The organism is Rhodococcus sp. IEGM 1381, from assembly GCF_030056795.1.
In the GTDB taxonomy this organism is placed as follows: Bacteria; Actinomycetota; Actinomycetes; order Mycobacteriales; family Mycobacteriaceae; genus Rhodococcoides.
This window is the reverse complement of sequence record NZ_JASHKQ010000001.1, coordinates 564,228-586,501: the sequence shown is the minus strand read 5'-3', so window position 1 is coordinate 586,501 and position 22,274 is coordinate 564,228. Positions and strand designations below refer to the sequence as shown.

Genomic DNA, 22,274 nt, shown 5'->3' with positions numbered 1-22,274 from the left:
AGCGAGGACTCGATTGTCTCGGCCATTGACCGCGGTGCGGCACGGTCGAAGAGTGCGCAAGGGCAACTAGTATGGATCGGGTGTCTGCTGCCGAACGATCGAACAGGAGTCGCCGCAACCCGCGGCGGCGTCAGGCACGCGCCGACACCGAAGCACCCAAACTGCGGACCGTCCGCGAAACCTCGGCAGGCGGCCTGGTGGTCGATGGCCTCGACGGTCCGCCCGCTACCCGCTGCGCCGCCCTGATCGGGCGTACCGACCGTCGGGGACGGCTTCTCTGGTCCCTGCCCAAGGGTCATATCGAGCAAGGCGAAACCGCCGAACAGACGGCCATGCGCGAGGTGGCCGAGGAAACCGGCATTCGCGGAACCGTCCTGGCGTCGCTGGGCAGCATCGACTACTGGTTCGTCACCGAGGGCCGACGCGTCCACAAGACCGTCCACCACTATCTTCTCCGATTCCTCGGCGGCGAACTCTCGGACGAGGATCTGGAAGTCACCGAAGTCGCCTGGGTACCGCTTAGCGAACTGCCGTCGCGACTCGCCTACGCAGACGAACGCAAACTCGCCGCTATCGCCACCCGCCTCATCGATGACATGAACGACGACGACACGAACAACGGGAACTCGAGCGCACCGACCCCCGGCGAGAAGTGATCGTGCGGGCTCGGAAGGTCACTGCCGCCGCATTGACCTCGTTCCTCCTTGCGGTGGCACCGGCCGTAGGTGTGACAGCGGTCGTCCCCACGCAGCTTCCGATGGCCATCGCTCAGCCCGACGCGTCCGTCGGCGATATCGTCTCCACCAGCGCCGTTCCCGACACTCCGATGACGCAGGCCGGCAACCCCTTTCTGACGCTGAGCATCGAAACCGTCGCCCCGTCGACCGTCACCACCAGCAGCGATCCGTTCGTAACCGTCCGGGCCACGGTGACCAACACCGGAGATCGACGCGTCGACGACGTCAGTGTCCGCATGCAGGCTTCGGCCGCGATCGACACCACGGCAGGCCTACGAACCTCGCTGACTCTCGACCAGGAAAGATTCGATCGCGTCGGCGATTTCGTCACGGTCGCGCAGTCGCTGGAGACCGACGAGAGTCGCCAGTTCGACCTGTCGATGCAGCTGCGCAGCACCACCCAACCTTCGCTCGGAATCGTGACGCCCGGTGTGTACCCGCTGCTGCTGAACGTCAACGGCACACCTGAGTACGGCGGAACCGCACGACTCGACGACGCACGCTTCCTGCTCCCCGTCGTCGGCCTGCCCCGCAATCCCGGTGAGCTGGACCCCGTCGCCCCCGACGCGGCGCCGTTGCCGCCGAACACCCGAAACCCCGTCGCGATGACCGTGCTGTGGCCACTGGCCGACATCCCGCGCCTCGCCGCCGGAATACCCGGCTCGGTCGACGAGCGAGTGCGACTGATCGACGACGAGCTGGCCGGAGAACTCGCCTCGGGCGGTCGGCTGGACACCCTCCTCAAGGCCGTGGAATTCGCAACGAAACCGGGCCTCGATCCCGGCGGCAACCTCGCGTCGAGCCTGTGTATCGGCATCGATCCCGACCTGCTCGTCACCGTCTCGAACATGACCCGCGGCTATCTCGTCGTCGACAACCCGGCTGATCCCGCGAGCACCGCTCGGGACGGCACCGGAAGCGCGGCCGCGACCGAGTGGCTGTCCCGTCTCGAAACCATCGCGTCGAGCACCTGCGTGACTGCGATGCCGTTCGCGCAAACCGACCTGGGGGCAGTGGCCGACATCGGCGACGCCTCGCTGATCGACGGGGCGATCAGAGGGCCTGCGGACATCGTCGACGGCATCCTCGGCATCACCTCGACGCGGGGTTTCACGTGGAGCACCACCGGAGGCGTGGACGCAGACACCGCCGACGCCCTGCGCGCCGCGGGCACCGGGACCGTGCTGGTCGCCGACAACAGCATCAGCCCGCCGACATCGGCACCGATGGCCCAGCTGCTGTCGACGAATGTGCCCGCCACAGACCCGGCATCGACCACCAGGCTGGCCGCCGCCCACTACGACGCCGCCACCGCAGCGGCACTGGCCGGTGTGGGCGACACCCCGTCCACTCCTGCCCTCACTCCCGCCGAGGAGCGCTACGACCTCGACACGGACTCCCGCACGGCGCGGTTGCAGGACGCACTCGGCGCCGTCAACTTCCATGCTCTCGTCGGCACCGATCGACCCGGGCGCAGCGTCACGGTCGCACCCCCGCAGTACTGGACCGCGGGGGGAGACGAGCCGTCGGCCATTCTGTCGACGGTGTCCTCGCTGCTGCGTTCCGGGTTGGCGACGCCCCGCCCGCTCTCCCAACTGATGGCCGAGCCCACCTCGGGCACCCCGGTGAGCAGCGTCGATGCGGCCACCGAACTCGATACCGGCACCGTGGACCTGGTGCGTTCGCAGAGCGCTCGGATCGGGACCCTGATGCAGTCGCTGGTCGAGGATCCCCAGTCGGCGCTGACCCCGCGTCTGTTCACGGCGCCGCTGCGCGAAGATATGCTCCGCGCACTCTCGACGGCGGGCCGAGCCAGTTCGATGGCCGACAAGACCGGCACTATGGCATTCACCCGACTCGCCGCGACCCGGATCGGCATCGACACCATCTACGGATCGGTGACCGTGCTCGCGCCCGGCGGCGTGTACACCCTCGCTTCCGAGCAGAGCCCGTTGCTGCTCGTCGCGCGCAACGACCTGCCGATGCCGGTCAACGTGCTGCTTCGAGTCGATGCGCCACCGGAAATGACGATCAGTGACGTCGGCGTCACCCAGCTCCCGGCCCGTGGATCACGAACCATCACCGTCCCGGCAGAGGTAGACGCCACCCGCAACCTGTCGGTCGACTTCTCCGTGACCGCGCTCGACGGCAGCAGGCTCGGCGAAGTGTCCACGGTGTCCGTACGGTCGAACGCGTACGGCCAAGCGCTGGCCATAATTACCGCTTGCGCCGGCGCTCTCCTACTGTTACTTGCAGGTCGACGACTCTGGCATCGATTCAGAGGCCAACCCGACCCGGCCGACGAAGGGTACGAGAGACCATGACAGGAAACGTCCCGTACGACGGGGACCTGCCGAGGTCGCGTATGCCGGCAGCGCAGGTTTTCCGGCGTACGACGCCACCGCGGTCGGCACCCTGGGAGCGGCAGTCGGCTCCCGAGCTGCGCTCGTACCCGGCACCGCCCCCGCTCGACGGTCAACCGGCCGCCGACGACGCCGTCACCCAACTCATCCCGCGGTTCCGCGACGAGGACTACCCCCAGGCGCCGTCGGGAACGGTTCCTCCGACGAGGATTCCGCCGGGCGGGACAGGACCCGCACCGCAGCCCGAGCCGCGGCCGCAGAAGTCGTTATTGGCCGCGTCGGGATCCATTGCGGTAGCAACCCTGGTCAGCCGCATCACCGGATTCGCCAAGCAGGTCGCCATGACGGCCACCCTCGGCGCAGGGCTGGCCAGCGCATTCACCGTCTCGACGATTCTGCCGAACATGATCTCCGAGCTGGTCCTCGGCGCGGTACTGGGAGCCATCGTCGTTCCGGTGCTGGTCCGGGCCGAGCAGGAGGACGCCGACGGCGGGCGGGCATTCGTTCGACGCCTCTTCACCATCGCGGTGGCACTCCTCGGAACCGTGGCGCTCGGGGCCACGATGGCCGCGCCACTGCTGGCGCGGCTGATGCTGTCGGGAGATCCGAAGGTCAACGAGGACCTGACCATCTCGCTGACGTACCTGGTACTTCCGGCGTTGCTGTTCTACGGACTGTCCGGCCTGCTCACCGCGGTGCTGAACACCAGACAGAATTTCAAGCCCGGCGCGTGGGCACCGGTGTTCAACAACCTGGTCGTACTCGCGGTGTTCGGCATCTACTTCCTGATTCCGGACGACCCCACACTGAATCCGAACGAGATGAGCACCACGCAGGTGCTGGTCATCGGCCTCGGCGTCACCACGGGTGTCATCACGCAGGTACTGGCGCTGATTCCCGCGCTGCGGCGCGAACGCATCGACCTGCGCCCGCTGTGGGGATTCGACGAGCGCCTCAAGAAGTTCGGCGCGATGGCCGCGGCGATCGTGCTCTACGTGGTCGTCAGTCAGGTCGGTCTGATCGTCGCCACCAATATTGCGTCGGGCACCGACGATGCAAGCAACACGATCTATTCGCAGGCCTGGATCGTGCTGCAGCTGCCCTACGGCATCCTCGGCGTGACGGTTCTGACGGCCATCATGCCCAGACTCAGCCGCAACGCCGCCAACGGAGACACACCATCCGTCGTCGACGATCTCTCGGTCGCCACCCGGCTGACGATGGTCGCGCTGGTCCCGATCGTGGTGTTCCTGACCTTCGCGGGTCCGTGGGTCGGCGAGGCGCTGTACGGGATCGGCCGATTCGCCGATGTCGCGAGCCGACTCGGTGAGGCCGTCAGCTGGTCGGCGTTCTCCCTCATCCCGTACGCCCTGGTGCTGATCCATCTGCGTGTCTTCTACGCACGTGAACAGGCCTGGACACCGACCTGGATCATCCTCGGCATCACCGCCGTGAAGATCGGCCTGTCGCTCCTGGCCCCGATCGTCGCGTCGGATCCGGACCAGGTGGTGCTGCTCCTCGGAACGGCCACCGGCCTCGGCTACACCGTCGGCGCGGTCATCGGCGGATACCTGCTGCACAAGAGCCTGGGCAACCTGCGGATGGCCAACGTCGGCAAAACCATCTGGCTGGTCCTCATCGCGTCGCTGGCCGGCGGCGCTGCCATGCTCGCGATCGACCGGATCCTCGGGCTCGACGCCCTGACGAACGGCTGGATCGGAAACTTCGTCCGCGTCGCGATCGACGCCATCGTGATGCTCGGCATCACGTTCTCGATCCTCTGGTTCGGCAAGATTCCCGAAGTCCTGGCGGTCACGGTGGCCCTGAGCCGCGTCGTTCGTAGATTCCGTGGCGCGCCCGCCGACCGAGACGCCGATCTGGCCGCTGCAGAAACCGGCGTGATTCCCGTTATTCGAACCGAGCCCACATGGGACACTGCGCGGGATCGGCTCCCGTACCCTGGTCCTCGGCACCCGGGGGCACACGCCCACACGGGTCGACCGTTTGCAGAACAACACGGGGCATATTCGCCTGAAGGAGTGACAGTGACCGACGACGATGTTGCTGGGGGGCCGGCACAGTCTCCAGCAAACGAAGCCGACCGAACGAGCGGCGGAGTCGAAGTCGACACCCAGGACCGCACCGAGCCTGTGAAGGCCGAGCCCACGACACCGGCCAAGACAGCGGCTCCCACCAAGGCCAACACTCCTGTGTCCTCCGAGGCACCGAAGGCTGCTGAGGATTCCGACAAGGGCAGCGAGAAGTCGGCAGAGACGGCCGACGCGGTCGAATCGGATGGCAAGGCCAGCAGCGACAAGACCGCCGCCACCCAGCCTGCTCCGAAGCCGGTCGATCGAACGGTCTCCATTTCCAAGTCCGCTCTGGCCTCGCGCCCGACGGACAAGACCGTCTCGATCTCGAAGGCACAACTGCCGGTCGAAAGCCCCGCCGACAAGAAGACAACAGACAAGGACTCGAAGCCCGAGGCCGTTTCCGAGGACACGGCAACGGCTCCGACCACGGACAAGACGACGGAGAAGACCACCGCTGACAAGTCCGAGGCGACCGGTGCGGCTGCCCCCGCTCCCGAGCGGACTCTTCGGGGCCCGACGCTCATTCCCGGCGCCTCCGTCGCTGGAGGACGGTATCGACTCCTGGCTCCGCACGGCGGCGCACGCGGACTCAAGTTCTGGCAGGCCCACGACGTCAAGCTGGACCGCGAGGTGGCGCTGACGTTCGTCGATGCCGATCAGCAGTCCACCGCGTCACCCAACGATCGCACCGAGGGTCCGCAGGCGATCCTCTCGCGCACCCTGCGCCTTGGTCGGATCAATTCTCCCGGGCTGGCGCGCGTGCTCGACGTGGTGCGTGGCAGCTCCGGCGGCATCGTCGTCGCGGAGTGGACGCCCGGCCGCTCGCTGCGCGAAATGGCCGACACCGTGCCTGCACCCACCGGGGCTGCTCGCGCCATCAAGGTTCTGGCTGCGGCGGCCGAGGCAGCACACCGCAGCGGCGGTGCCCTGTCGATCGATCACCCCGATCGCGTGCGCATCAGCTCCAGCGGCAATGCCGTCCTCGCGTTCCCGGCCACTCTCGCCGACGCCGATCCGAGTTCGGACGTCCGCGGTCTCGGTGCCATGCTCTACGCCCTGATCACGGCCAGGTGGCCGCTGTCCGACACCACCGGTGGATCGGTCGTGTCCGGTGATGCGGCTCCGGCTCGCAGCGTCGGCGGCATGCGACCGGCCGACCGGGACGACAAGGGCGCGCCGCTCGAGCCGAGGCAGGTTCGTCCCGATGTTCCGTTCGAGATCTCCGCTGTCGCAGTGCGGGCGCTGGAGCAGAACAGTGGCATCCGCACTGCTGCCACCGTGCAGCACGTCCTCGATCAGGCAGCTGTCGTCAACGACAAGACCGATCTGATGCCGGCTCTGCGACTGGGGCAGCGCGCACCGGGGGCCACCGGGCATTCGCTCGCCGACCCCGAGGACATTGCCGCCGAGAAGGCCAAATCGACCCGCACCAATATCGCCATCGCAATACTCGGTGCGTTGACGGTCGTCATTCTGGCGTTCGCGGGCTATTGGCTGTTCACCTCGATCGCCGGTGACAGCACGGATGCGCCCCTCGACAGCCAGGAATTCGGCCTGACCACTCCGGCGGCGGCCCCTCCCGCAGGCGATACTGCTGCGCCCCCTGCCGAGACTGGTGGGCCCGTTGCCTCGAGCGGTGTCAGTGTCTTCTCGCCGCAGGGTTCGGCCGACAACCCCGGCACGGCTTCCAACGTGATCGACAACGATCCCAGTACGGCGTGGACGACCGACTCGTACTTCCAGCAGTTCCCCGCTCTGAAGAACGGCGTGGGCCTGCTCGTCACCATTCCGTCGACCGCGCTGAAGAATGCGTGGATCGAGTCGACGTCCCCGGGAACGGTTGTCGAGATCAGGTCGGCACCGAACGACTCTCCCGGCCTGAGCGACACCACTCTGCTCGGTGAAGCCACCCTGCAGAACGGCCGAACCGATATCGCCCTCGACGACGCCGAGCCCACCGGCAACGTGCTCGTCTGGATCACCACACTCGGAGAGCAGGGCGGCCGCATCGCCACGTCGATCTCCGGGATCGGTTTCGACACTTAGACCCGACGCTCGGTACGTAATACGGGCTTGTTTCGTACTTCACGGTCTCCATGGCCTAGGCTCCCCCCAATGCGTTAACACGGGGGGAGCCGTTTTCGTATGACCGAACGTATCGATTCGGCGCTAGGGGAGCGCACGGATGCGGAACTTCTGGCTGCTCATGCGGCCGGGGAGCCGAACGCATTCGCAACATTGATCTACCGACACCACGAGCATCTGTGGCTGACGGCTCGTCGCACGAGCTACACACCCGAGGACGCCTCCGATGCTCTGCAGGAGGCGCTGCTTTCCGCCCATCGCACGGCCGGGTCGTTCCGCGCCGACGCCGCCGTCCGCAGCTGGTTGCACAAGATCGTCGTCAACGCCTGCCTGGACCGCATCCGCCGCAACAAGGTGCGGCCCTCGGTTCCGTTGAGCGAGAACGAAAGTCACGAGCCCGCGTCCCCCAGGGACCGCATCTCCGAGACGGAGACCACCATTCTGGTTCGGCAGGCTCTGATGACGCTGCCGCCCGATCAGCGTGCAGCCGTCGTCATCGTGGACATGGAGGGCTACTCGGTGGCCGACGCTGCCGTTCTGCTCGGCGTTCCCACCGGTACCGTCAAGAGTCGATGCGCACGTGGTCGACTCAAACTGTCGACGCAGCTCGCCTACTTGAAAGACGCGGGGAACCGAATCTAGGCCCCTCGCGTCTATATCGTGTGAGAGAGAAAGCAGATTCGGCGAAGGGAGGCAGGAACGTGTCGTCGAGCACCGATGCGCTACCCGATGCCCCGTTCTCGCCGGAGCTGTTGGCCGAACTGCATGCCGATGCCCTTCCGGAGGATGTCAGCAGCCGGCTGTGGCCGCTGGTCCGTCGCGACGAGGAGTCGATGCAGATCCTCGCCGGTCTCGACGCGGTGTCGGCTCGGCTGAACGAGGTGGGCGAGGATCCGACCGGGACGTTGTCGATTCCGCCCGACGTCGTCGAACGGATCGATCGCACGATCTATTCCGTCGAGCAATCCGGTCCTCAGTTCAGCGATCCGGTTGTCGTACCGCTCCGGTCCCGCAGGGGTCATGTCGTTCTCGGAATTGCCGCTGCCGCAGCGCTTCTCGCTGCCGGTTCGGTCGTGTTCGCAGCGGTGTGGCGCACCCCGGACGCACCCGAATCCGTTGCCGCAGAACCGTCATCGGCACCCGAGGAATCGCTGATCCTCGATTCCGCCGACCTCGACTCCGGTTTCGCATTCAGCATTCTCGGCAAGCGTGATGCCGGTGCCCTGTCGGATCCGGCCGACCTCGAGGCGTGTCTGGCGGCCAACGACGTCGACCCCGCAACGCCGGTCCTCGGATCCACTCAGGTCAGGATCGACGGCCGAGACGGGACCCTGCTGGTGCTGGCGGGCGCGCAGCCGGCCCAGTTCATCGCCCTGGCCGTGGGCAACGACTGCGGCGGTACCAACCCCGATGTGCTGACTCGGCGCGATATCGGCTGACACAACTCTCTCCGGGGAACAACTGCCTCTAGGGTGGTGTTGACCAGATGTACGTCGACCGGCGCGTGCAGTGTGCACTCGGCTGTCGGCGGCCAGTACACGCCGCACAAGATCGGAAGGTCTGCATTGAGTACCCCCAAGGTTCACGATCTCATCATCGTCGGTTCGGGACCGGCCGGATATACCGCCGGTGTCTACGCGGCCCGCGCGGAGCTCGAACCGATCCTGTTCGAGGGAACCCAGTTCGGTGGAGCACTCATGACGACCACCGAGGTCGAGAACTTCCCCGGGTTCCGTGAGGGCATCATGGGCCCCGATCTGATGGAGCAGATGCGCGAGCAGGCGAAGCGATTCGGTGCCGACATCCGCACCGAGGACGTCGAAGAGCTCGAGCTGACCGGTCCGATCAAGACCGTCTCCGCGGGCGGCGAGACGTACCAGGCGCGCGCGATCATCCTCGCCATGGGTGCAGCAGCACGCTACCTGTCGATCCCGGGCGAGGAAAAGCTTCTGGGACGCGGCGTCAGCGCCTGCGCAACCTGCGACGGCTTCTTCTTCCGCGACCAGGACATTGCCGTCATCGGTGGTGGCGACTCGGCGATGGAGGAGGCGACCTTCCTCACCCGGTTCGCTCGTAGCGTCACGATCGTGCACCGGCGCAGTGAGTTCCGCGCGTCACGCATCATGCTCGAGCGTGCCAAGAACAACGACAAGATCCGCTTCCTCACCGACACCAAGGTCCTCGAAGTCCTCGGCGACACCAGTGTCACCGGCATCTCGCTCGAGCACGCCGAGACCGGAGAGAAGACGACCCTCGATGTCACCGGGATGTTCGTCGCCATCGGCCACGATCCCCGTAACGAGCTGGTCAAGGGTCAGGTCGACCTCGACGACGCCGGCTACGTCAAGGTCGCGTCCCCATCCTCGGCCACCTCGGTCGAGGGCGTCTTCGCCGCCGGAGACCTCGTCGATCACGTCTACCAGCAGGCGATCACCGCCGCAGGTACCGGGTGTACCGCCTCGATCGACGCCGAACGCTGGCTCGCCGAGCAGGGCGACATCACCAGCAACACGCTCGAACACGCCGACCAGCCGGTCGACGCAGTCAACGCCTGACCGGCCCCCTTCACACACCGCTTCCAACATCGAGGAGATAGAAATGTCCGACGACAAGAGCACAGTCACCATTACCGACGCATCGTTCGCCGACGACGTGCTGACCAGCGAGAAGCCTGTCCTCGTCGACTTCTGGGCAACCTGGTGTGGCCCGTGCAAGATGGTCGCTCCGGTTCTCGAGGAGATCGCCGCCGAGCACAAGGACAAGCTGACGATCGCCAAGCTCGACATCGACGCCAACCCGCAGGCCGCCCGCGACTTCAAGGTCATGTCGATTCCGACGCTCATCCTGTTCCAGGGTGGCAAGCCGGTCAAGCAAATCGTCGGTGCCAAGGGCAAGGCCGCGCTGCTCAAGGACCTCGAAGGCGTTATCTGATTCACCTCCGAATCGCGTGGATTGCAGCGGAAGGCAGTCTTTCTGCGACAATCATCTGATGTGCCGATGCCCAGCGTCGGCACATCAGCCGCATCTGGATGCGGTGCAGTCAGAACGATCTGGAGGCGTTTCGAGGATGCAGGAACTCAGTCACGGCGATTCCGGACCCGCCGTCGCCGAGGTCCGCGGCACCCTGTCGGCTCTCGGCTTTCTCCATGAGGCCGTGGTTCCGCCCGGTCCGATGGACGACGGTCACTGGACAGCTCCCGGTTCCGTCTTCGACGGTGCCCTCGGTGGGGCCGTACGCGCATTCCAGCAGCACCGTGGTCTGTTGGTCGACGGTGTCGTCGGCCCGGCCACGTATCGCGCATTGAAGGAAGCGTCGTACCACCTCGGCGCGCGAACCCTCATCTACCAGTTGTCCGCTCCGCTGTACGGAGACGACGTCGCCTCCTTGCAGACGCGACTGCAGGACCTCGGTTTCTACAACGAACGCGTCGACGGCTTCTTCGGCCCTCGCACCCACGAGGGCTTGTCCTCGTTCCAACGCGAAATCGGTCTTTCGCCGGATGGCATCTGCGGACCGGCAACGTTGCGCTCGCTGGATCTTCTCGGAACGCGTGTCACCGGTGGATCACCGCATGCCATGAGCGAAGAAGAGCTCGTCCGAAAGTCGGGACCACAGCTGACCGGTAAGCGCATCGTCATCGATCCCGACCTCGGCGGCGCCGATACCGGACGCATCGTCGAGGGGGCACTGGGTCGAGTCTCCGAATCGGAAATCCTGTGGGACCTGGCCAGTCGCCTCGAAGGCCGAATGGCTGCGACCGGAATGGATACGTTCCTCTCCCGCGCCCGTGGCACCAATCCCTCCGTGGCCGATCGCGCTGAGACGGCCAATGCCTGGGGTGCCGATCTGATGATCTCCCTCCGGTGCGCCTCGAGCACCAGCCCGGTGGCCAACGGCGTCGCCAGTTTCCACTTCGGCAATTCGCACGGTTCCACATCCATGATCGGGCAAGTGCTCACCAGCTACGTTCAGCGCGAAATTGTCGCTCGCACACCGCTTCTCGATTGCCGCAGCCACGGCCGGACGTGGGATCTGTTGCGCCTGACCAACATGCCGACCATTCAGATCGACGTCGGATACCTCACCAACGAATCCGACGTCGAGGTACTGAGCGACCCACGGTTCCGCGACATCATCGCCGAGGCAATTCTGATCGCCGTCAAACGTCTGTACCTCCTGGGTCAGGACGATCAGCCGACCGGAACCTTCACGTTCGCCGAATTGCTCGCCGAGGAACTCGCCGCGGCCGATCGCCCCTGATCTCCTGTTCGAGAGTCAGCGGGCTCCGACGGTCGACTTCTGCTCGATGTCGACGACGGAGATGCTCGCTGCGATGAGCAACTGTTCCAGTGCAGATTCGACATCCTGCTTCCATCCGTGATCCCGGTCCAGCTCGAGTCGTAGCCTGGGAAATCTGTGGTGAGGTGCAACCACTTCGAATCCGACCTTCTCGAGAAAATCGGCTTCGATCATGCATGTGGGTGCCGAACACGTCAGATGTGCCGTCGCATTCGGAACCACAGGCGCCGCGTCGTCGGCGTTGTGCCGAATGCCGAATGCCTCCAGGGCGCGAACACCTCGATTGACGAGATCTCCCACCACCGCCTGAATCAGCGTGGCCGAGTGCAGATCGGCATCCTCCGGAGAATCGATCCGTAGTTGTGTCAGCAGAACCGCGTCGTGACTGACGGGCGATGTCGGAAACGTACTCGCCCGCGGAACGGCACGGGGCGGGCAATAGAGTGCGCAGCCGATCGTCTTGCCGTCGACGGACAACACCTGACCACATGATCCCCACTCGAGCATGATGGTCGATAACCACACTTCGTTCTCGAACTCGAGGTCGACCGACGAATCCTCCGATGCAGGATCGAGCACCCAGAAGCTACAGCGCCTCGAATGCGACGGCAGATGCTCGAACGAACCGAGTGTCACTCCGGTCACCATCGCCGACACCGCTTACCTCAGCCTTCGTGCACTCGTTCCAACGTGAAAATTCTGTCTCGGAACCGATCCGTTACTGGACCAGAATAGGCGATCCGTTCGTCGACCCGCCCGCGCGGACCATTTCCCTGAAATGTGTTGCATGACAATCTTTTTCGACATCAACTGCAACTTTCGAGACCGTCGATCGCGGAGCTACGTCACAGTGACGTTTTACCCGCGTATGTCTGGTCCTGAAAAAACGCCGCTACTTTTTCTTCTGCGCTTCCATCATCTCGACGATCCTTTCGAGGTCGTCCACCGACCCGAACTCGACCACAATCTTGCCTTTTCGCTTGCCCAAGCTGACCGTCACTCGCGTATCGAAGGAATCGGAGAGCCTATCGGCGACGTCCTGAAGCCCCGGCATTTGAATCGGCTTACGTCGAAGTGCCGGTTCCGGGCTCGTTCCATCTTCCCGATTGGCAAGGGTGACCGCTTCTTCGGTCGCGCGGACGGACAGCCCTTCGGCAACGATCCGCGCAGCCAACGACTCCTGTGCATCGGAACCTGCGTCCAACGACAGCAGCGCACGAGCGTGCCCGGCCGACAGAACTCCTGCCGCCACTCGGCGCTGCACCGGAATCGGTAGCTTCAACAGTCGAATCATGTTGGTCACGACCGGACGTGAACGGCCGATTTTAGCGGCCAATTCCTCGTGGGTTACGTCGAATTCTTCGAGCAATTGCTGATACGCCGCCGCCTCTTCGAGAGGATTGAGCTGCACCCGATGGATGTTTTCGAGCAACGCATCGCGCAGCATCGCGTCATCTGCCGTCTCGCGCACGATCGCGGGGATCGTCTCGAGGCCGGCTTCCTGGCTTGCACGCCACCGACGCTCGCCCATGACGAGCTGATATTTCGCGTCTCCGTCGGCCGCGGTACCCGAAACCAGTCGAACCACGATGGGCTGCATGAGCCCGAACTCGCGGATCGAGTGCACCAATTCACCCAGAGATTCATCGTCGAAGACGTGTCTCGGCTGCTTCGGATTGGCTTCGATTCGATCCGGTGCGATCTCGCGATACACGGCACCGACGGGGGAGAGGTCGTCTCCGTTGAGCACCGGCGGGGTCGGTGTGGGAGCCGTAGCGGTCTCCGTTGCGTCGTCGACCGACGGCGCGCGCTTCGGCTTTGTGGACGTATCCGGCCTGTCCTTGGCATTGCGATCCGCGCCGATGATCACGTCTGCGGCTGCGCTGCCGAGGCGCGGCCCGGCATCCGGACCCGTGGGAATGAGCGAGGCCAGACCTCGGCCGAGGCCACCTTTACGCGTTTGGCTCATCTACTTACTTCTTTCGTGCTTCGTCGATGCCGGCCGACCGCGCGGCGAGTTCTCGTCCGGCGTCCAGGTAACTCATCGCACCTCGTGAACCGGGGTCGTAATCGAGCACCGTCATGCCGTAACCGGGTGCCTCGGATACCTTCACGCTCCGAGGGATGACGGCTTTCAGGACGGCGTCCCCGAAGTGCTTGCGGACCTCTTCCGCGACCTGGTCCGCCAACTTCGTGCGGCCGTCGTACATCGTCAGGATGACCGTGGAAACATGAAGTTCAGGGTTCAAATGCGACTGCACCAGCTCGATATTGCGCAGAAGTTGTCCCACTCCTTCGAGTGCGTAGTACTCGCATTGGATCGGAATGAGTACCTCCGTCGCCGCAACGAGTGCGTTGACGGTCAGCAGGCCCAGCGACGGGGGGCAGTCGATCAGGATGAAGTCCGCATCGATTCCGGCGAGCTCCTTGACCGACAGGGCCGTCTTCAACCGGCCTTCACGGGCAACCATAGACACCAACTCGATCTCGGCTCCAGCAAGATCGATTGTCGCCGGAATGCAGAACAGTCGTTCGCTGTGTGGGCTCTGCTGCACGGCATCCTTGGCGCTGACTTCACCGATGAGCACCTCGTAGCTCGACGGCACACCGGAGTGGTGTTCGACGCCCAGGGCGGTACTGGCGTTGCCCTGGGGGTCGAGATCGACCACCAGGACCGTCAGGCCCTGCAGCGCAAGTGCGGCAGCCAGGTTCACGGCGGTGGTGGTCTTGCCTACCCCGCCCTTCTGATTGGCGATCGTCAGCATGCGACGCTTCGCCGGCTTCGGGAGCGACACCGATCCAGGGTGCAGAACCTGACTGGCTCGATGTGCCGCGGCACCGATCGGAGTGTCGTCGGGCGAGATCGCGTTGGTGTACTCGAAGTCGGAAGTCTTCTTCACCGCCGGCGCCGACTCGGCCGAGTCGGACGCGTTCTTCTTGGATGCTGTTTCACGTGAAACAGCGGGATCGGACCCACCCGACATATGTGCTCCTTAGTGCGGAACTGACTGTTCAATACGATCGATAGGGACGAGCGCGGGACCTATGAGTCCGCAACCGAAGCTCAGTAGCGGCCCGGTCTGCGAGGCTGACGGACCGCTCTGACGACGATGGTAGGAGTAGGAAGTAGGCCCACTCCGCACTCCACTACCTCCAGCTTGCCAGCACCCATCCGAGTGAGGGAAGCCCGGTCTCGCTCGATCTCCTCACCGGCGCTCGATCCCTTCAGCGCCAGCATCCGACCGTGATCGTGGACGAGAGGAAGCGACCATTTGGCGAGCTTCTCCAACGGTGCCACCGCCCGCGACGTCACCACGTCGGCACCGCCCGCCTCCTTCTTCACACCGGGCTGTTCTGCGCGACCGCGCACAACCAGAACGTTCAGATCGTGTTCTTCGATGAACTCGGCGAGGTACACGGTGCGGCGAAGAAGCGGCTCCACCAGGGTGACACGTAAGTCCGGCCTCGCAATTGCCAACGGGATTCCGGGGAGTCCCGCGCCGCTGCCGATGTCCACAACGGTCTCGCCCTCGTCTATGAGTTCGCCAATTGCCGCGCAGTTGAGGATGTGGCGTTCCCAGAGTCGTGGAACCTCTCGAGGTCCGATGAGCCCCCGCTCGACCCCCGCAGTCGCCAGCGAGTCGTGATACCGCCTGGCCAATTCGAGTCGGTCCCCGAATACCTGCTCCGCGATTGCCATCAACTGGGTGCTATCCGAGCGTTCTTGTTCCACGTGAAACATCTTCCCGTGCCCGGGCGCGGAACGCCAAACGACATCGCTGTAACTACGCGAAGCGGCACACCGATCCGAGTCCCGCTCTGATAGTCGGGCTCTCCGGTGTACTCCCCAAACCACGCGGTGCCGTTCCTGTTGGATGCCCAACCATGTACGGCTGCCAAACCCAGGGCGGCGTCTGCCAAACTCCGCTCTCGAGATCCGGATTTGGCTCTCGGCACTTCACGACGCCCGACGATGGTGAACCCCGGACGCGTCGCCGGGGCGATGATTCGACACAGGTCGATGACCCGTCACGAGGGTTGCCCAGAGTTGTCGGCACCCCAGAGATGTTTCACGTGAAACTGCTTCCAGTTCGAAGGGGGCAGGAATCTGATGATCCAGCTTTCGACCGATAGCCCTACACACTCGATAGAAGTAACCCAAGCTGGTTTGGCGGGAGACGCTGTCGACGCACTGACGATCACTGCATGTGCGATTTGTCCAGCGTCATTCTAGGAAGCACCCCGATCAGCTCGAGAAATCCCTCGGGTCTCCAGGACCTCGACAGATCGCTGGCAGCGGTGGTCAACGTGAAACTGTATCCAGTTCGACCTACCTGGGATTCGCCTGGCGCAGCCTTCTCCCGATTGCGGAGGACCCTGGGTGAACCGGGCGGATCGAGTCTGAATCGGAAGCTGACGACAAACCGAAACACTCTTCATATTCGACGCTTCGACTTCCATCCTGCGGACACCCCAGGTCCGCTCGTCTCGAGAAGGCCGTCAGCTCAGCATCTCGACGGTCCGCCGACAACGATGTTTCACGTGAAACCGATCGATCACCCCACGCCAATTCGCTCCGCACCGAAGGGCGGCGCCGTGCAATGGCCTGTGGGAACCGGGAGTTCTGTGCTCTGTCGTGAACATCGTCGCGTCTGATTCCCGCTGTGACAGATCCTCGACCTGTTGGCGAGCCGGGGAAGCGGTCCACGCCCGGCTGCAGTAGATAGTCCGTAGGCAATCGGTATCGCATTGCTGAGAAGCCCGACTGCATGTGAGTTCGATGCGGGCGGCGACACCCAGGATGGAGACCGAGCTGCCGCGGCAACGAGGATTACAGAGCAGGCCACTCAGACGGACAACGAACTCGAATGTCCGTGCGCACGATGTCCCAGTATCCGAGCAACCACTGACCAATACTTCGATTGCTCCCGAAAGGTCCTGTCGACCATCCGCTGGGAGATGGTGGGCGTGAGATCGAATCAAATTCTCATTCGCCGCTGGTTCCACCGAACCATGTCCTCGGCTATGCCCATGACTCCGGTTCGTAGCCCACGCGAGTCGGGATATTCCGATCGTGCAAAACCTAGAGAATCTCACCTGGACTCGAGCGCACGATGCCGCGACCCGCTTCATGATCGCTCCGGGCCACAGGCAGTGAATTTCGATTCGAACCAGATTTACGTGAACCTACTTTCACGTGAAACATCGCGACTCGGCCATGAGCGTTGCGGGCACCTACTTTTACACCGCCGAGCCTCGGATTTGCTGGGCTGCCGAACCACACTTCCCGCGCAGCGTCTGAAGACTCTTGTCATTTGTTTCACGTGAAACCACAACGCTCAACTCGCGTCAACCGCAGACAGTCCGTGGCCAATACACGCGTCACAGTGACGAAAGCGTCGCGCATACCTGGATCGGAACTTTTCGGCGACAAGGTCGATCACAAACCCTTCTCGGCCGGAAACACACCACCGAATAACATCCATGGGATTCGAGCTGCGCTAAATGAAAACCGTCCGCATACAACGATGGCCCCCACCGAAGTGAGGGCCATCAGATTGTGAAGCTGACCAGATTGTGGAGCTGTTGGGATTGTGGAGCTGTTGGGATTGTGGAGCGCTGCTATGCCTTCAAGACGACGACCCGTCGAGATGGCTCGACTCCTGTGCTTTCGCTGGCGACCCCGTCAATCTTCGCGACTGCATCGTGCACGATCTTGCGCTCGAAGGGAGTCATCGGAGTCAGTTCTTCTCGCTCACCCGATTCCAACACACGACGCGCTGCTTCGGCACCGAGGTTGCCCAGTTCGCTACGACGCTTCGACCTCCAGCCGGCAACGTCGAGCATCAACTTGCTGCGCTCTCCGGTGGACTGCTGAACAGCCAAGCGGGTCAGTTCCTGAAGAGCATCGAGAACCTCACCCTTACGGCCCACGAGCTTGGCAAGATCGTCCCCGCCATCGATGCTGACGATGGCCCGGTCGCCCTCGACGTCCAGATCGATGTCTCCGTCGAAGTCGAGAACATCGAGAAGCTGTTCGAGGTAATCGCCGGCGATCTCGCCTTCCTCGACCAAGTAGTCCTCGTCGTCGTCATCATCGTCGTCATCGGCATCGTCAGGCGCGGCCTTCGCGGCCTTTTCTTCGACCACCTCGGAGGCGAGGGATTCCTCGATCACGGGCTTCTCGTCCGCATCCGCGTCGACCGCACTGAGCTGATCGGCCTCGACCATCACGTCATTCACTCCATCCCCGGATACCGCACCGACTGGCTTCTGTACTTCGTCGTTCTGGGCTTCTTCTACGTCCGCTGCCATGTTCGTCCTTCTCTCGACGTGTCGGTCAGCGCCGCTTGCGCTTGGTCGACTTGTTCCGGTTCGCCTGCGGCTTCGGCCTGACCGGAGTTGCCGCACCGTTGGTCGTACCCGAGGTATCACTGCCGTCGGTCGTCGCATCGTCGTCTACCGGCGCCATCTTCGACAGCTTGGGCCGCGCACCCGGCTTCGGCTTGGTAACCGATACCGGCTTCACACCCGGCTTCGGCGCATTCTCGGAACGCTTCTCCACGGCAGCAGCAGCCTTGGCAGCTTCTTCTTTGTCGATCTTTCCGAATACCAGGTGCTGCTGTGCGTACGTCCAGGTGTTGTTACTGACCCAGTACAGCAGGATCGCGATCGGCAGCAGGGCGCCGAAGACCAGCACACCCAGCGGGAACACGTACAGCGCGAGCTTGTTCATAATTGCGGACTGCGGGTTCGCCGCTGCAGCGGCGCTCTGGCGGGCCACAGACGCGCGCGAGTTCAAGTGCGTCATCACGGCCGCGATGATCATGAGTGGGATCGATACAGCGGCAATGACCCACGTGGCCGGGATGGAGGCGTCGGGACCCACGGCGAATGCGTTGAGCTGATCCTGCGGCATCGTGATCCACGCCGAGATCGGAGCACCGAACAGTCGAGCGTCGAGGAACGACTGCACATCGGCGACGTTGAACGCGTAGTTCGACAGCTCCCGGTTCTCCTCGGGAGTCAACCCGAGCTGACCGAAGCCGGTACCGGTGCGGTTGAACGAGCGCAGCACGTGAAACAGTCCGATGAACACCGGTGCCTGTGCCAACACGGGTAGGCAGCCCATCAGCGGGTTGAAGCCGTGTTCCTTCTGCAGTTTCTGCATCTCGACGGCCATTTTTTGTTTGTCTTTGCCGTACTTCTTCTGCAGAGCCTTGATCTGCGGCTGCAGCTCCTGCATCTGTCGCGTCGTGCGAACCTGTTTGACGAAGGGCTTGTACAGAATCAAGCGGAGGGTGAAGACGAGGAAGACGACGGACAGCGCCCAGGCGAATCCATTGCTGGGATCCTGGAACACAAAGCCGAACACCTTGTGCCACACCCAGAGAATCCAGGCAACCGGATAGTAAATGAAGTCGAGCACGGCTCTATGTACTCCTCTGTTCTTCCACTCGCACGAGATCGTGGTGTTCTTCGGTTTCGGTCAGCTCGATGACGCTCGCGCGCCACCTACCGGGTTCAGGCACCGGGTTCCATCCTCCAGAGTGCCAGGGAGCACATTTGAGGAGGCGGACGACTGCCAGCAACGAGCCCTTCATCATCCCGTGCACCTCGAGCGCCTCGACGGCGTACTCACTGCAGGTGGGGGAGAAGCGACAGGTAGGGGGTCTCATCGGGGACACATAGGTTCGGTACAACCCGATGAAATACATGAGAGATCGAACAGGAATGGAACGAAGGTTGCCCATGAATGTCATGACGGCGGACCCTTCGGAGCTTCGAGAAGACCGAGCTTCTTCAATCCTGAACGCAGTTGAACCGATAGATCTGCCGAAGACGATGTCGCGGCACCCGGCAGTGCGCGGATGACCACGTCGGTGGTCTCGGGGAGCTCACCGATCACGTCGGTACAGATATGCCGAAGCCGGCGCGCAACTCGATGACGAGTTACGGCCGGCCCGACTGCCTTGCTGACGATCAATCCGAATCGTGGTCCCCGAACGGTCGATGCGATGTCCTGCTCGTCCCGCACAACGGCGTGGACGACCAGATCAGATCTACCCATTCGGCGTCCTCGACGCACCGCTACGGAAAAATCACGTGCTCGGTGTAGTCGATTCGGCTCAGGAAGCATCCCGAGCTCCAAGGTTCGGACGAACGAGTATCAGGCTGTGAGTTCTTTACGGCCCTTGCCGCGACGTGCGGAAACGATTGCACGACCCGCACGGGTACGCATACGAAGACGGAAGCCATGAACGCGCGCACGGCGGCGATTGTTCGGCTGGAACGTCCGCTTGCCCTTGGCCACGGTCAACACTCCTCGAGATTCGAAGACGCCGATCTGTCGGCGCCTGCTGTAAAGGTTTCAGCGAGTTCGGATGAAGTCGCTTGCCTCCCGAGCGAGAAATCCGAGTGAAGACAGACTGTGAGCAGCCAGCAAGCATCGGCCACCTCGCTATTGGGTGACTGTTCGAGAGTACTGATCGAATCACCGGTGGTCAAACTCGCTCCGGACCGATCGTCTCGGCAGTTCATACACAGGCACCGGCGGATTCGGCGACCGAGGGTGTGATCCGCGTCCACATCGTTCACCGATGACCGATCGAGTCGACGCGGTTCGTCCGATCGTACGACAGACAACGACCATCGATGCAGGTCAGACTTGTGCGTGCGTGATAACACGAGCCGGCAAGAGTCCTGGGGTCACATCGGTGTCGTTTATCCACACCTGTGGATAATTGTGTGGAAACACAGATCAGGTGGCATATTCGTACCTTGCGGGGTCCACCCACGGACCCTGGTCTCAGCCGCGGCGACGCACGATCGACGACGCTATCCGACGCCGACGCCGCGCGGGCAAGAAACGACGCACGAGTTTCACGCGTCGTACCCGTACGAGACCAACGCTCGACGGTCCAACCACCGCCGAGACACCGATGCTCGACAACGGAGGGATCGACGTGAACGACGATCCGGATGCGCTCGCGCGTATCTGGCCCGAGGTGGTCGCGGAGCTCACTTCCGACCGTCACAGTGGGTCTCCGCTGACCAAGGGTCAGAAAGCCTGGCTCGCGCTGGTCAAACCGCTGACTCTGACTCAGGGTTTCGCCCTGCTCGCCGTTCCCTCGACCTTCGCTCAAGAAGCGATCGAGCGTGACCTTCGGGAGCCGATTCTCGGAGCACTGGGCCGCCATCTCGGTCAGGGTGTCGAGGGTCTCGGTGTCCGCATCTCCGCTCCCGAGGACGAGAAGATCGACTCCGAGCGGTCGGCCTATCCCGACGCCGTCAGCTCGCCCACCTACCGGCGCCGCGTCCTGACCAGCAGAGACGACGAGCCTTCCGACTCCGAGACCGCCGACTACGAAGAGGTGGACGACGAGCGCGAGGCGCTGGCGAGCGTGCAGAACTCGTGGCCGACGTATTTCACGAAACCTCCCGAGTCGACGCCCCCGTCGTCGGGCGCCAACAGCTTGAACTCGAAGTACACCTTCGACACGTTCGTCATCGGCGCCTCCAATCGGTTCGCTCACGCAGCCGCCGTGGCCATCGCCGAGGCACCGGCCCGCGCCTACAACCCCCTGTTCATATGGGGTGCGTCGGGATTGGGCAAGACTCATCTCCTGCACGCGGCCGGTCACTATGCGCAGCGACTGTTCCCGGGAATGCGCGTCAAGTACGTCTCGACCGAAGAGTTCACGAACGACTTCATCAACAGTCTCCGCGACGACCGCAAGGTGGCGTTCAAGCGCCGCTACCGCGAGACGGACGTGCTGCTCGTCGACGACATTCAGTTCATCGAGGGCAAGGAAGGCATCCAGGAGGAGTTCTTCCACACCTTCAACACCCTGCACAACGCCAACAAGCAGATCGTGGTGTCGTCCGACCGGCCCCCCAAGCAGCTGGCAACCCTGGAAGAGCGGCTCCGAACCCGCTTCGAGTGGGGCCTGATCACCGACGTACAGCCGCCCGAGCTCGAAACACGCATCGCGATCCTGAGTAAGAAGGCTCGAATGGATCGCCTCGACGTGCCACACGACGTCCTGGAGCTGATTGCCAGCCGCATCGAACGAAACATCCGTGAGCTCGAAGGCGCCCTCATTCGCGTGACGGCGTTCGCATCGCTCAACGGGCAAGCACTCGACCTCACTCTGGCGGAGGTGGTGCTGCGCGATCTCATTCCCGATTCGTCGAGTCTCGAGATCAATGCCGCGACGATCATGGCTGTCACGGCGGAGTACTTCAACACCTCCATCGAGGACCTGTGCGGCCCGGGTAAGGCAAGAGCGCTGGCGATGGCCAGGCAGATCGCCATGTATCTCTGCCGCGAGCTCACCGACTTGTCGCTGCCCAAGATCGGTCAGACATTCGGACGAGATCACACGACGGTCATGTACGCGGACAAGAAGATTCGCAAGGAGATGACAGAGCGCCGCAAGGTGTACGACCAGGTCCAAGAGCTCACTGCCCGGATCAAACAGCGCTCGAAGCGCTAGCCCACCGGGCACAGACGAACGCAGAGGACGGCACCGAATCCCATCGCGGGTTCGGTGCCGTCGCTGTTTCTCGCCCATGATCCAGACCGATTTTCGACTCGATTTCGATCGATTTTTCCGACGTCGACCATTGATTCACACCTGTGGATAACTATGTGGACAACATCGAAGTTCTGGGGATGGAGTGTGGGCGCCTG

18 protein-coding genes are annotated in these 22,274 nt (G+C 63.5%); 9 read left to right on the top strand and 9 right to left on the bottom strand.

The window, feature by feature from the left end; genetic code table 11:
- The first annotated feature begins 80 nt into the window (after window positions 1–80).
- From QM797_RS02830 to QM797_RS02795, 8 genes are all read left to right on the top strand, one after another.
- A complete protein-coding gene (locus QM797_RS02830; protein ID WP_283273612.1) occupies window positions 81–656 on the top strand; it encodes an NUDIX hydrolase in 576 nt (191 codons plus the stop codon).
- Window positions 653–3,061 (top strand): DUF6049 family protein, encoded by a 2,409-nt coding sequence (locus QM797_RS02825; RefSeq protein ID WP_283273610.1) that lies wholly within the window; start codon window positions 653–655, stop codon window positions 3,059–3,061. The genes QM797_RS02830 and QM797_RS02825 overlap by 4 nt, the downstream gene beginning before the upstream one ends.
- Complete coding sequence (locus tag QM797_RS02820; protein ID WP_283273609.1) at window positions 3,058–7,239, top strand: lipid II flippase MurJ; 4,182 nt, start codon at window positions 3,058–3,060, stop codon at window positions 7,237–7,239. Before QM797_RS02825 ends, QM797_RS02820 begins: the two co-directional genes overlap by 4 nt.
- 99 nt (window positions 7,240–7,338) lie before the next feature.
- Window positions 7,339–7,920 carry an RNA polymerase sigma factor SigM gene (gene sigM, locus QM797_RS02815; RefSeq protein WP_052058538.1) on the top strand — a complete coding sequence of 194 codons (582 nt, stop codon included), beginning with the start codon at window positions 7,339–7,341 and terminating at the stop codon, window positions 7,918–7,920.
- A gap of 59 nt (window positions 7,921–7,979) precedes the next feature.
- Complete coding sequence (locus QM797_RS02810) at window positions 7,980–8,717, top strand: RsmA family anti-sigma factor (protein ID WP_283273608.1); 738 nt, start codon at window positions 7,980–7,982, stop codon at window positions 8,715–8,717.
- A gap of 126 nt (window positions 8,718–8,843) precedes the next feature.
- Window positions 8,844–9,833, top strand: coding sequence for a thioredoxin-disulfide reductase (gene trxB, locus QM797_RS02805; RefSeq protein WP_283273607.1), 990 nt, complete (start codon window positions 8,844–8,846; stop codon window positions 9,831–9,833).
- 43 nt (window positions 9,834–9,876) lie between these two features.
- Window positions 9,877–10,209 carry a thioredoxin gene (gene trxA, locus QM797_RS02800; RefSeq protein ID WP_037152116.1) on the top strand — a complete coding sequence of 111 codons (333 nt, stop codon included), beginning with the start codon at window positions 9,877–9,879 and terminating at the stop codon, window positions 10,207–10,209.
- A 136-nt stretch (window positions 10,210–10,345) separates the two neighbouring features.
- On the top strand, window positions 10,346–11,539 hold the full coding sequence (locus tag QM797_RS02795) for an N-acetylmuramoyl-L-alanine amidase (RefSeq protein WP_283273606.1): 1,194 nt from the start codon (window positions 10,346–10,348) through the stop codon (window positions 11,537–11,539).
- A gap of 15 nt (window positions 11,540–11,554) precedes the next feature.
- Here the strand turns inward: QM797_RS02795 and QM797_RS02790 are convergent, their stop codons facing one another.
- From QM797_RS02790 to rpmH, 9 genes are all read right to left on the bottom strand, one after another.
- Window positions 11,555–12,235 (bottom strand): GNAT family N-acetyltransferase, encoded by a 681-nt coding sequence (locus QM797_RS02790; protein WP_283273605.1) that lies wholly within the window; start codon window positions 12,233–12,235, stop codon window positions 11,555–11,557.
- A 235-nt stretch (window positions 12,236–12,470) separates the two neighbouring features.
- A complete protein-coding gene (locus QM797_RS02785; RefSeq protein ID WP_283273604.1) occupies window positions 12,471–13,547 on the bottom strand; it encodes a ParB/RepB/Spo0J family partition protein in 1,077 nt (358 codons plus the stop codon).
- Window positions 13,548–13,551: 4 nt separating this feature from the next.
- Entirely contained in the window at window positions 13,552–14,562 is a 1,011-nt protein-coding gene (locus QM797_RS02780; protein WP_283273603.1) for a ParA family protein, read from the bottom strand.
- Between the two features lie 80 nt (window positions 14,563–14,642).
- The gene (gene rsmG / locus QM797_RS02775) at window positions 14,643–15,320 is read right to left on the bottom strand and encodes a 16S rRNA (guanine(527)-N(7))-methyltransferase RsmG (protein ID WP_283273601.1); all 678 of its coding nucleotides are present in this window, start codon (window positions 15,318–15,320) and stop codon (window positions 14,643–14,645) included.
- A 1,880-nt stretch (window positions 15,321–17,200) separates the two neighbouring features.
- The gene (locus QM797_RS02770; RefSeq protein WP_502942288.1) at window positions 17,201–17,728 is read right to left on the bottom strand and encodes a Jag family protein; all 528 of its coding nucleotides are present in this window, start codon (window positions 17,726–17,728) and stop codon (window positions 17,201–17,203) included.
- Window positions 17,729–17,918: 190 nt separating this feature from the next.
- A complete protein-coding gene (gene yidC, locus QM797_RS02765) occupies window positions 17,919–19,007 on the bottom strand; it encodes a membrane protein insertase YidC (protein WP_283273599.1) in 1,089 nt (362 codons plus the stop codon).
- 4 nt (window positions 19,008–19,011) lie between these two features.
- The gene (yidD, locus tag QM797_RS02760; RefSeq protein WP_283273596.1) at window positions 19,012–19,341 is read right to left on the bottom strand and encodes a membrane protein insertion efficiency factor YidD; all 330 of its coding nucleotides are present in this window, start codon (window positions 19,339–19,341) and stop codon (window positions 19,012–19,014) included.
- Entirely contained in the window at window positions 19,338–19,718 is a 381-nt protein-coding gene (gene rnpA, locus QM797_RS02755; RefSeq protein ID WP_283273594.1) for a ribonuclease P protein component, read from the bottom strand. Before rnpA ends, yidD begins: the two co-directional genes overlap by 4 nt.
- 30 nt (window positions 19,719–19,748) lie before the next feature.
- Entirely contained in the window at window positions 19,749–19,892 is a 144-nt protein-coding gene (gene rpmH / locus QM797_RS02750) for a 50S ribosomal protein L34 (RefSeq protein WP_026347786.1), read from the bottom strand.
- Between the two features lie 628 nt (window positions 19,893–20,520).
- Here rpmH and dnaA point away from each other — a divergent pair.
- Window positions 20,521–22,077 carry a chromosomal replication initiator protein DnaA gene (gene dnaA / locus QM797_RS02745; protein ID WP_420030298.1) on the top strand — a complete coding sequence of 519 codons (1,557 nt, stop codon included), beginning with the start codon at window positions 20,521–20,523 and terminating at the stop codon, window positions 22,075–22,077.
- Window positions 22,078–22,274 lie beyond the last annotated feature (197 nt).